Annotated in this window: 13 protein-coding genes; 7 read left to right on the top strand and 6 right to left on the bottom strand. The window is 42.6% G+C overall.

The features are described from left to right. The 6 genes from VR862_RS03840 to VR862_RS03815 all read right to left on the bottom strand — a co-directional run. Positions 1–269, bottom strand: a 269-nt coding sequence (locus VR862_RS03840) for a methylmalonyl-CoA mutase family protein (RefSeq protein ID WP_324719626.1), incomplete at its 3' end; no start/stop codon positions are given. Positions 270–271: 2 nt separating this feature from the next. Then, a complete protein-coding gene (locus VR862_RS03835) occupies positions 272–1666 on the bottom strand; it encodes a methylmalonyl-CoA mutase subunit beta (protein WP_324719625.1) in 1395 nt (464 codons plus the stop codon). Positions 1667–1709: 43 nt separating this feature from the next. Next, a complete protein-coding gene (locus VR862_RS03830) occupies positions 1710–2027 on the bottom strand; it encodes an FtsB family cell division protein (RefSeq protein ID WP_324719624.1) in 318 nt (105 codons plus the stop codon). An 18-nt stretch (positions 2028–2045) separates the two neighbouring features. After that, positions 2046–2654 (bottom strand): uridine kinase, encoded by a 609-nt coding sequence (gene udk, locus VR862_RS03825; protein ID WP_324719623.1) that lies wholly within the window; start codon positions 2652–2654, stop codon positions 2046–2048. 50 nt (positions 2655–2704) lie between these two features. Next, positions 2705–3139, bottom strand: a complete 435-nt coding sequence (locus VR862_RS03820) for a c-type cytochrome (protein WP_324719622.1) — start codon at positions 3137–3139, stop codon at positions 2705–2707. Further along, positions 3139–4317 (bottom strand): PQQ-dependent sugar dehydrogenase, encoded by a 1179-nt coding sequence (locus VR862_RS03815; RefSeq protein ID WP_324719621.1) that lies wholly within the window; start codon positions 4315–4317, stop codon positions 3139–3141. Before VR862_RS03815 ends, VR862_RS03820 begins: the two co-directional genes overlap by 1 nt. Positions 4318–4631: 314 nt before the next feature. Here VR862_RS03815 and VR862_RS03810 point away from each other — a divergent pair, with 314 nt between their 5' ends. From VR862_RS03810 to VR862_RS03780, 7 genes are all read left to right on the top strand, one after another. Continuing rightward, positions 4632–5213, top strand: coding sequence for a Crp/Fnr family transcriptional regulator (locus VR862_RS03810; protein WP_324719620.1), 582 nt, complete (start codon positions 4632–4634; stop codon positions 5211–5213). A gap of 181 nt (positions 5214–5394) precedes the next feature. Next, positions 5395–5943: a YceI family protein gene (locus tag VR862_RS03805; RefSeq protein ID WP_324719619.1), complete on the top strand. Its 549-nt coding sequence runs from the start codon at positions 5395–5397 to the stop codon at positions 5941–5943. Positions 5944–5976: 33 nt separating this feature from the next. After that, complete coding sequence (locus tag VR862_RS03800) at positions 5977–6462, top strand: hypothetical protein (protein ID WP_324719618.1); 486 nt, start codon at positions 5977–5979, stop codon at positions 6460–6462. After that, the gene (locus VR862_RS03795) at positions 6453–7085 is read left to right on the top strand and encodes a DsbA family oxidoreductase (RefSeq protein ID WP_324719617.1); all 633 of its coding nucleotides are present in this window, start codon (positions 6453–6455) and stop codon (positions 7083–7085) included. Before VR862_RS03800 ends, VR862_RS03795 begins: the two co-directional genes overlap by 10 nt. A gap of 56 nt (positions 7086–7141) precedes the next feature. Beyond that, entirely contained in the window at positions 7142–7711 is a 570-nt protein-coding gene (locus VR862_RS03790) for a YceI family protein (RefSeq protein WP_324719616.1), read from the top strand. Positions 7712–7787: 76 nt separating this feature from the next. After that, complete coding sequence (locus VR862_RS03785; protein ID WP_324719615.1) at positions 7788–8234, top strand: DoxX family protein; 447 nt, start codon at positions 7788–7790, stop codon at positions 8232–8234. A gap of 142 nt (positions 8235–8376) precedes the next feature. After that, positions 8377–9561, top strand: a complete 1185-nt coding sequence (locus VR862_RS03780) for a DUF4249 domain-containing protein (RefSeq protein WP_324719613.1) — start codon at positions 8377–8379, stop codon at positions 9559–9561. Positions 9562–9621 lie beyond the last annotated feature (60 nt).

Genomic DNA, 9621 nt, shown 5'->3' with positions numbered 1-9621 from the left:
TCAAAAGCTACAGAAAGACCTTTTTGGCCTGCAGCGAGATTTCTTCGGTAGAAGGCGTTGCTTTCTTCGGCAGTGGAAAAGCCGGCGTACTGGCGGATGGTCCATGGACGCATCACATACATGGTACTGTATGGTCCTCTCAAAAAAGGAGGTATTCCGGCAGCGAAATTGAGGTGAGGCAGAGCCTGAAATTCATAGGTTTTTTCAGGGGTGTTCGAATCTTCTTTTGTGTTTTTCAGCTTTAAATGCTGTAGATCCTTTCTGCTCATATTTATTCTTCGCTGTTAATACTTTCTTCTTTCTTAAGCCTTTCCTGTTCCGATTTTTCTGATAAACGCTTCTCAATCACCGGCTGTAGTAAAGTCTTTCGCGGTTTTTGCTTTACAAAAGGATACAGCTCCAGCTCATCTTTCATCTTATCCTGTGGGTTGGGATATTTATTGGTCCCAACAAGCACCAGCCTGCCTTCATCAAATTCTTCCTGTTCTTTGGCTGCGCTTTCTGAAATTTTCTTCTGAATTATTCCCTCCTTTAACTGGGTCACAAAGCCACCTCCTTTTTCGATGTCCTTGAAGATATCCAATGCCTTGTCGGCCATTTCGTGGGTTAGGGTTTCGATGTAATAACTTCCTTCAGCAGGATTTGCTACTTTTTCGAAGTAACTCTCATGCTTTAGCACCAGGAGTTGGTTACGGGCAATGCGGCTACCAAAGCTGTTATTTCTGTGATAAATAGCATCATACGCCATATTGCAAACACTGTTGGCACCTCCAAGCACCGCACTCATACTTTCGGTTGTGGTGCGAAGCAGGTTCACATTAAAGTCGTATAATGTTTTGTTGCGGCGGGTGGGTTGCGCCAGGATCTCACATGCGGAATCAAGTCCGTACTCGTGACTCAAGGTGGAAAATAACAGTCTTAACGCCCTTAACTTAGCAATCTCAAAAAAGTAATTTGGTCCTACTGAAGCGAGGAACTGAAATTTTGGCCTTTTTGACACCTCAGTTTTTTGAGCTATATGATTGAAATACTCGTTTACGTGAGCCATGGCATATGCCAGTTGCTGCGGAATGTTAGCACCGGCATTTTGATAAAGCCCTGTATCTATGGAAATGAACGACTTTAAATTCTTACATTTTTGAAGCAGGATATCCAGCACCCTGTGATCTTCTTTTTGATCCTGAAACCAGTTTCCGCTACGTGCAAGGTTTCCAATAATATCAAACTGAAGAAATACCTGTGATCCCTGCCTAACCTGTTGATCCAGCCGCAGGAAAAATTCTTCCGAAGCAAATTCCGGCTTGAGGTACAGAGGTAGTTCGGCAAGATCGAGTCCGGCGAAAAGCGCATTCAGGTCAACTTCTTCTGAAGGTAATATGAACCAGATGCTCTCTGCGCCTTTCCGCAGTGCTTCATGAGCTCTTTTGTTGGCTTTTTCAGCAGAAGTAACAAAGATCTGCTCCGTAATATTCCACTGCAGAGGAGTTTTTAGGTGTACCGATCCTGCAGAATCGTCCTGGTGGTAAAAAGGCTTTACATTGATCCCATCGAGGGATTTCCATACAAGCTTTTCATTGTAATCGGCACCTTTGAGGTCGTACTGTATCTTCTGTTTCCACTGTTTAGCCGATACTTCTTCAAATTCACTGAATAAATTCTCTTTCATTTGTCATAAAATTAAAGGACCTCTAAAATCACTTTTTTAGAACCTAATCTTCTTCCTCTCTGTACTCAATGATAAAGATCTCTTCATTATCCCTTTTCATGAAATATTCGCGACGGGCAAATTTTTCAAGTTCAAGGGAATCATTCAGATTTTCTATAATAGCTTTGTCGTGGGAGATCTCGTTGAGGTAATATTCTTTATTCTTTTCCAGGTCGTCGATCTCAAGATCCAGTTCCCTGTGAATAAGCCAGGAGTTACTGTCCAGGAAAAGCATCCAAAAACTGAATGCTACCAGCACCAGGGTATATTTGTTGGCGATGATGCGAAACCATCTGTTACTGCGGATGTCTTTCCACTTCATAACCCGAAATATACAAAATTAGAGTAAACGTTGACGTATAATGGTCTGAACAATATCAACAGCCACAGTATTGTAGCGATTGGTAGGGATAATGATGTCTGCGAACTCTTTAGTGGGCTCAATGAACTGTTGGTGCATTGGTTTCAAAGTGGTTTGGTAACGGTTCAAAACCTCCTCCAGGTCCCGGCCTCTTTCGGCAATATCTCTTTTGAGTCGGCGAATTAATCGCTCGTCACTGTCGGCATGTACATAGATCTTAATGTCAAACATTTCCCGTATGTCGGGGTGGGTGAGGATAAGGATCCCTTCCACAATGATCACTTTGCGAGGTTCGATCGTGACCGTTTCCCCGGTGCGGTTGTGCTCCTTAAAAGAGTAAACAGGCTGCTGAATGTTCTTACCGGCTTTAAGGTCTTTTAGATGCGAGACCAGCAGGTCGAAATCTATGGACTTGGGATGATCAAAATTGATCTTTGTACGCTGCTCATAGGTGAGGTGGCTGGTATCCTGGTAGTAAGAATCCTGAGAGATGACATCAACTTCCTCGTTCTTAAGCTCCTCGATGATTTGATTAACTACAGTAGTTTTTCCGCTCCCGGTACCTCCGGCAATTCCAATAATCAACATATTCTAAATTTTCGGCAAAGGTAATTATTTACCGAGTTATCAAATATTGTTTATTTTTCTATGGCGCCAACTTCTTCTTCGGTCACCGGTTCTTTGAGGGTATTTCCCCAGGAGCTGTAGATATAATTCATGACATTGGCAATTTCCTGGTCGCTAAGACCAAGCGCCGGCATTAGGTTGTCATATTCTACACCATTGACCGTAATGGGTCCGCGTAAACCGAATTTAACGGCGTGTATAGATTCCTTCCGCTTTTCTTTCAGCCAGTCTGAATTTTTTAAAGGCGGAAAAACTCCTTTTATCCCTTCGCCATTCGAAAGATGGCAGGAAGCACAGAAATTGTTGTAGATCTCTGCGCCACTGGATATGCTTTCTTTCACCTCGGGAGAGAAATCCTGCTGTGAAATTGCTGTGGTACTTTCTTTAGAACCGTTCTTGCAGCCAAAGATCACCATCAGCAAACATGTCATCAATAATCTCTTCATTACGCCTGCTTCGGAATTATTCTCACTATTCCTTTTCCTTCAACCGAAACATAGATATCACCGTTAGGAGCCTGTACAATATCACGAACGCGGCCAATTTGTTCCAGGATCTTTTCACGTGCCGTTATTTCTTTACCATCAAGACTCAAATGTTCCACATATTGGAACTTAAGGGAACCTACCAAAAGATCTCCTTTTAGATCGGGATATTTATCTGAAGTTACATGTACGAAGCCGCTGGGAGCGATTGAAGGAACCCAATAGTAAAGCGGATCTTCAAAATCGGGCCCTGAGGTTTCATCTGTAAATTTTGTTCCGTCGTAATTGATCCCGTAACTTACCAGTGGCCAACCGTAATTTGCTCCTTTCTTGACCACATTGATCTCATCACCTCCCTGCGGGCCGTGTTCATGAACCCAAATCTCTCCTGTCTCGTTATTGTAGATCATTCCTTGAGGATTCCTGTGACCGTAAGAGTATACGGCATCTACAGCTTCAGGCTCGTCTACGAAAGGATTATCCTGTGGGATACTACCATCCAGATTAAGCCTGTAAACTTTTCCGCCGTCGCGGGTAAGGTCCTGTGGATTAACATCCCGGTCACCGCGGTCACCTATGCTGAAGAAAAGATGGCCCTGTCCGTCAAACTCAATACGGGAACCAAAATGTTGCCCACGGGTTGTATTCGGAGTGGCCTTATAAAGTACCTCTTTATTCGTCAACTGGTTGTTCTCCAATTTTGCTCTCATTAAGGCAGTATTTCCGCCTTCGCCTTCTCCTTCTTCAGAAGAGTACGTGAAATAGATCCAGCCTTCGCTTTCATAATTCGGGCCAATTGCTACATCGAGAAAGCCGCCCTGGCCACGGTTATAGACTTCGGGAGCTCCTTCCACCTGTTGTTTCTGGCCGTTGCTAAAATGAATAAGGTCTCCGTTCTTTTCGGTAATAAGTATGCTGCCATCTGGCAGGAAAGCCATTCCCCAAGCGATCTGTAGATCGGGTACGACTACCTCATAATCATATTCGGCAGTAGTGACTTCTTCTTCCGGAATAGTTACAGGAGCATTCTGTTCAACAATTTCATTGTCGGTTTCCTGTTCGGTATTTTCGGCTTTTGTACCATTTTCACCACAAGCAACAAGGCTAAGGGCGAGGCTGAGAATTACAAGTCTTTTCATTTTAATGTTTTTGAATTGGCCATTTTTATAGGGAAATCCAAAGATAACAAGAAAAACATGAAGAAACGAAATTGGGTGGTTATCCGGTTTCTCCAAGGTGAATGAAGGCTTTCCTTAATGCAAGAGCAGAGGGATATGGATCCCACCTTTAAAGTCTCATTTTGCCTTAATACGATAATTACAGAAAGTTCTCAGCTTCAGGAGTTTCAAAAATGGCATTATAGAAGCTTATTCTTTAATAGGAGGAAGAGATAAATCTAAAGGATGTCTTCAGGAATAATATCTATCTTTAACAACAAATCTTCAGTAATAAAATGTTCGATTTTCTTCAGAAAAAGGTAAATGATACCATCTCCATAACCAATGAGGAATTTGATTATGCCAAAACTTTGTTTCAGCCAAAGAAGCTTCGTAAAAGAAGGTTTCTACTGGAAGAAGGGGAGACTTGTATCTACACCACTTTTGTAGAGAAGGGCTTGCTTAGGAGCTATACCATAGATGACAAGGGGAACGAGCATATCCTGCAGTTTGCACTCGAAGGTTGGTGGAGTGGTGACCTTTACAGCTTTCTTACGGGAGAAACTTCAGAATATAATATAGAGGCTCTTGAAGACAGTGAACTGCTGCTTATCACTAAAGAATCCTGGGACCAACTTCTTCATGAAATTCCGGCTTTTGAACGCTACTTTAGAATTCTTATCCAGAACAATCTCATTGCCACCCAGCGCCGGTTAATGGGTACCTTTAGTACTACTGCCGAAGAACGCTACCAAAAACTCCTGAAAGAATTTCCGGATATCATCCAGCGGGTGCCGCTGCACATGATCGCCTCTTACCTGGGAGTGACGCGTGAAACCCTGAGTCGCATTCGCAGCCAGATGGCTTCGGGTTCTTAAAATACTTCCCAAAAATGTCATTTTTGACACCTTCTTCAGGTGGGGTACTAACTTCACTATCAGGCTTTTTTATAAAAACTGTGACATAGATCACATTCATTTATTATCATAGGTCATTGGTCACAGGGCTGTGCGGCTGTAAATTTGTGCTGTAATTAATTCTAAAAATAAAACAGAAGATATGAGTACAAAGACTGAAAGCATTGCAACAACAAAATGGACTATTGATCCAACTCACAGTGAAGTGACTTTTAAGGTAAAGCACCTTATGATCTCAACGGTTACCGGAAAGTTTAAGGTTTTTGAAGGTTCAGCTGAAAGTGAAGGAGGGGAATTTCAGAAATTGAAAGACATCGAATTCAAGGCAGATGTAAAATCAATAGACACCAGTAATGAGCAAAGAGATGAGCATCTAAGATCTGGGGATTTCTTTGAGGTAGAAAAGCATCCATACCTGGTTTTCAAAGCGGAAACTTTTGACGTGAACAGTGATACTGTAGAAGGACAACTTACTATAAAAGACGTGACTAAACCTGTTACTCTTGATGTGGAGTTTGGAGGCGTGGTTGTGGATCCTTACGGGCAAACAAAGGCCGGACTAACGGTGTCGGGAAAAATTAGCCGTAAGGAATTTGGCTTGACCTACCATGCGGTTACCGAAGCAGGTAACGTGGTTTTGGGAGATCAAATCAAGCTGAATGTTGAAGTTCAGTTTGTAAAGCAAGCTTAAAAGAGGCTGTTAGACTACGTAATAAAAAATAAGATGGGAAAGAGAACAGTAGCAATTATTGGGGAGACCGGGAAATTTTGCCCGGGCCTGGCAAAAGCGGCTGTACAGCAGGACTTGCGCCTGCTGTTTATCTCCCGTCAAAATCCTACGCTTGCGCAGGAGCTGAAGGAGCTTTCGACAGCGGCCGAAGTAGAATTTCTCAGCTGCGAAAAGGAAGGGTGCTGGGAAGCTGATGCCATTGCTTTCATACGACCCGATGAAATTCAACCTGAACTTTTAGAGAGAATTAGAAAAGTTGCCACACAAAAACCGGTGCTTGTAATTAGCAGTCTGGAAGAGAATGAAAAATCGGGTGAAAAATTCTGTTTTCAGGAATTACTGCCGCATTCCCAGGTAGTAGAGCTTAAACTGGCAGAGGCAGAATTTGGCATTTTTGGAAGGAAAGCTAAAGTGAATGAGACAGTAAGGGATTTCTTCGAAGCTGCAGGATACAAGGAAAATAAAGAGTTATGGAAATAAAAATATGGTCTGATGTTCGATGTCCCTTTTGCTATATAGGTAAAAGGAAACTGGAGGCTGCGCTGGAGCAATTCCCGCAGAAGGATAAAGTGAGGATCAGCTGGAAGAGCTTCCAATTGGATCCCTCATTAGAAACACGAACAGACATGAATGTTATCGACTATTTTGTCGAAACCAAAGGAGTTACTGCAGAGCAGGCAAGACAAATGCTAAGCGGCGCAACACAAATGGCCGGGGAAGTAGGGCTTAACTTCGATCTTGAAAAAGGCGTACTGGCTAATTCCTTTAAGGCGCATCGACTTATCCAAATGGCGAAGACGCAAGAGCTGGGAGATGAAATTGAAGAAGCTCTTTTTAAAGCTCATTTTGAAGAGGCAAAGAATATTGATGATACCGCAGTTTTGATCTCTGTGGCTGCTTCTATCGGAATGAAGGAAGCTGAAGTCAGGGAGATTCTTAATTCAGATGCCTTTGCTTATGAGGTTAAGCAGGATGAACTGGAGGCCCGGAATATTGGGGTAAGGGGAGTTCCTTTTTTTGTCTTTGATGATCGCTATGCGGTTTCGGGAGCACAGCCGGTAGAAGTCTTTTTACAAACACTTGAAGAGACAATTAGCAATTAGCAATTAACAATTAACAACTAACAATAAATAACAATTAATCCTTTAAAATGAAGAACATGAAACAAATATTCTCTTTTCTAATTATTGCTCTTTTGAGCACCACAGCTTTTGCCCAGGACACATGGAAAGCCGATAAGGCACACTCACAGGTTTCTTTTGGGATCACCCACATGGGAATTTCAGAGGTTGAAGGGCTTTTCCGGGAATTTGATGCCACTATCGAAGCTGCTGAGGAAGATTTTAGTGATGCTAAATACACAGTAGAGATCAAAGTGCCTTCAGTTGACACCGGAGTGGAAATGAGAGACAACCACCTAAGAAATGCCGATTTCTTTGATGCCGAAAAGTATCCAGAAATGACCTTTGTGAGCACTTCCTCAGAAAAAGTAGGAGAGGGTAAATACAAAGTAACCGGGGACCTTACCTTCCATGGGATCACAAAGCCTGTCACCCTGGACGTGTGGCACCGCGGTACTGTGGAAAACCAACAAGGCAACAAGATCTCCGGCTTTGCAATAAGCGGAACCATAAAAAGATCGGACTTTGATCTTGGCCCCGGTTTTCCGGAAGCTGTCCTCAGTGATGAGGTTCTTATTGATGTAGATGCCGAGTTTAAAAGGAGCTAAGAAATTAATGATGGAGCCGGTGACGGTTGTCCCCCTACTATAGATATCCGTTCCGGTTCCTTTTACTTATCCAAACATGAAAAAGATATTTAACCCCGATTTCGCTACTATCCAGGTCGATGTGGTGCTTTTTATCCTAAGATTGGGAATAGGTGCTATGATGCTGGTGCACGGATTTCCTAAATTGCAAATGCTGCTTGCGGGTGGAGAGATCCAGTTCCCGGGTGTAATGGGAATGAGTCCGGCACTTTCCTTAGGACTGGCAGTTTTTGCTGAATTTTTTTGTTCTGTTCTGTTGATCATTGGTCTGGGGACCAGAATTGCTGCTATTCCTTTGGTGGTCACTATGATGATTGCGGTTTTTGTAATTCATGCCAATGATCCTTTTGCCAACCAGGAACTGGGGCTGCATTACCTCCTGTCCTACATTGTTCTGCTCATCCTTGGCGGCGGTAGGTTCTCTGTTGATGCATTCCTATTCGGGCCTGGAGTTAAAAGGCAGCCGGTATTCTCCGGAAACTAAGGTTTCAAAAATGACATTTTTAAGCCCCGCAATTTGCGGGGTTCATTATTTTAAAAGGACCCATAATCATTTTTAATCTTATCCCCTTGAACTGTTAAATATTTAAGTAGTTTTGGAGGATATCCATAATTAAAAAGAGTGTATGCGTATAAAAAAGATTAAAGATGCTTATAAAATAATCATGCTGCTCACTCTGTTGGGATCTGTAATTGGATGTGTTGAGCCTATTGAAATTGAGACAGGTACCTATGAGAATGCGCTTGTAATAGAGGGTACTATAACAAATGAGTTATCCCATCAGGAAATTCTTTTGAGTCGCACTTATCCTCTTGAAGAAAGCGGTCCTTCTTTGGAAAGGAATGCTGATGTGAGAGTAGTTAGCAGCTCAAACGTCTATCAATTCTCTGAAGTGGAACCGGGTAGATACAGCTCTGTTCAACCTTTTAAGGCAGTACAGGGAGAGCAGTATATCCTGGAGATCACAACTTCAAACGGAGACGAATATTCGTCTGAGCCTGAAGAACTGCCCCAGGGTTCTACAATAAGTTCTCTATATGCTGAAAAATTAAACTTTGAAGGCGAAACCGGAGTTGCAATCCTAGTTGATGTTACCGGGCCCGAAGCAACTTCAGGGTATTACAGGTATGACTACTCTGAAACCTATAAGATCGTTTCCCCATTCAAATTCAATCTTGATGCGCGGGTCGTTAATGGTGAGTTTGTGGAGTTTCCTAAGACAAAGGAAGAGACCATTTGCTATGTGACCGAAGAATCACAAGAGATCTTTCTTGCAAATACAAATGTACAGGCCGGAAGTGACCTGGATGCATTTCTAATAAAATTCATGGAATTCTCCCACTTTAAAACAGCTCACCGCTATAGTATCCTTGTGCGCCAGTTCTCCATTTCTGAAGAGAGTTATTCTTACTATCAAACTTTAAAGGATTTTTCGGATTCCGAGAGCCTGTTCACCCAAAACCAATTAGGCTTGATCAATGGAAATGTTTTTTCTGTAAGTGATCCCGGGGAGCCTGTAGTGGGGATTTTCACTGTGGCCCGGGTAAGTTCTGAAAGGATCTTTTTTGATTTTGAAGATTTCTATGGGGATCTGGATTTTGGAATAGATGCACATGTGAAATGTGAGGTGCTGTATCCACCCACATCAACTGTGAACGATAGAGAGGCAATTGGAGGACAATTAGAAAATGGCTCGCTTAAATACCTGGGTTTTGAAATGGGAGTGGGTTACAGGTTCATTAAGACAGGATGTGTGGACTGTACCGTTTTCGGTTCCAATGTCCCACCAGACTTCTGGCAGGAAAAATAAAAATTCCTTTGAAGCCTGTTTTTTTATAACAACTTCGGTTTAACCTTGAAGGTTCTTATC

Source organism: Salinimicrobium aquimaris (assembly GCF_035607535.1).
GTDB lineage: Bacteria > Bacteroidota > Bacteroidia > Flavobacteriales > Flavobacteriaceae > Salinimicrobium.
This window is presented reverse-complemented; position numbering and strand designations above follow the sequence as displayed.

Excerpts from the sequence above, each read along its gene's own strand:
- VR862_RS03835 (WP_324719625.1), bottom strand. The coding sequence starts at position 1,666 with ATGAAAGAGAATTTATTCAGTGAATTTGAAGAAGTATCGGCTAAACAG.
- VR862_RS03830 (WP_324719624.1), bottom strand. The coding sequence starts at position 2,027 with ATGAAGTGGAAAGACATCCGCAGTAACAGATGGTTTCGCATCATCGCC.
- udk (WP_324719623.1), bottom strand. The coding sequence starts at position 2,654 with ATGTTGATTATTGGAATTGCCGGAGGTACCGGGAGCGGAAAAACTACT.
- VR862_RS03820 (WP_324719622.1), bottom strand. The coding sequence starts at position 3,139 with ATGAAGAGATTATTGATGACATGTTTGCTGATGGTGATCTTTGGCTGC.
- VR862_RS03815 (WP_324719621.1), bottom strand. The coding sequence starts at position 4,317 with ATGAAAAGACTTGTAATTCTCAGCCTCGCCCTTAGCCTTGTTGCTTGT.
- VR862_RS03810 (WP_324719620.1), top strand. The coding sequence starts at position 4,632 with ATGTTCGATTTTCTTCAGAAAAAGGTAAATGATACCATCTCCATAACC.
- VR862_RS03805 (WP_324719619.1), top strand. The coding sequence starts at position 5,395 with ATGAGTACAAAGACTGAAAGCATTGCAACAACAAAATGGACTATTGAT.
- VR862_RS03800 (WP_324719618.1), top strand. The coding sequence starts at position 5,977 with ATGGGAAAGAGAACAGTAGCAATTATTGGGGAGACCGGGAAATTTTGC.
- VR862_RS03795 (WP_324719617.1), top strand. The coding sequence starts at position 6,453 with ATGGAAATAAAAATATGGTCTGATGTTCGATGTCCCTTTTGCTATATA.
- VR862_RS03790 (WP_324719616.1), top strand. The coding sequence starts at position 7,142 with ATGAAACAAATATTCTCTTTTCTAATTATTGCTCTTTTGAGCACCACA.
- VR862_RS03785 (WP_324719615.1), top strand. The coding sequence starts at position 7,788 with ATGAAAAAGATATTTAACCCCGATTTCGCTACTATCCAGGTCGATGTG.
- VR862_RS03780 (WP_324719613.1), top strand. The coding sequence starts at position 8,377 with ATGCGTATAAAAAAGATTAAAGATGCTTATAAAATAATCATGCTGCTC.